Source organism: Pseudanabaena sp. 'Roaring Creek' (assembly GCF_001402795.1).
Classification (GTDB): Bacteria; Cyanobacteriota; Cyanobacteriia; order Pseudanabaenales; family Pseudanabaenaceae; genus Pseudanabaena.
Map to the genome: position 1 here is coordinate 1 of NZ_LIRE01000608.1, position 609 is coordinate 609.

The window sequence follows — 609 nt, forward strand, 5'->3', positions numbered from 1 at the left end:
CAAAGGACTGATTAGCACCCACCTATGCCAACAACAAACCAAACCCTTACTCATCGTCACCGCCACCGTCGAAGAAGCAACCCGATGGGCTTTACAACTCCAGTCAATGTCATGGCGCGTCTATCTATATCAACCCCTTGATACATTTCCCTACGAATCAGCCCAAATCGATTTAGAAACTGCTTGGGCAAGGATTGAGTTATTAGCGGAATTGATTGCCAAACCACAGCCTAACTTAGCGATCGCTACTACCATTAACGCGCTCCAGCCCCATCTACCATCCACTCAAGTATTCCAAAAACATAGCATCTATCTCAATATCGGTGATTCGCAATCGGTTAAATTACTAGCTTCTGCTTTGGCAAGATTAGGATATGAAGAAGTCAAAGAAGTAAAAGAATTAAAACAATGGAGCCACAAAGGATTTAGTTTTGAAGTGTTTCCAATTAATCGAAATCTACCCGTTCGCCTAAGCTGCAATCGTGGCACTGTCGAAAAAATCAGAGAGTTTGACCCCAATAATCCCAAAAGCTTCACTGACCTATCCAGCATCGCGATCGCCCCTGTCGATTTGCATGAGTTTGTTTCTGCTCACAAAGCCACATTACT

1 pseudogene is annotated in these 609 nt (G+C 43.7%); it reads left to right on the top strand.

The features are described 5' to 3' along the window. Window positions 1-609, top strand: a pseudogene (locus AC805_RS26460) (transcription-repair coupling factor); the annotation flags it as partial.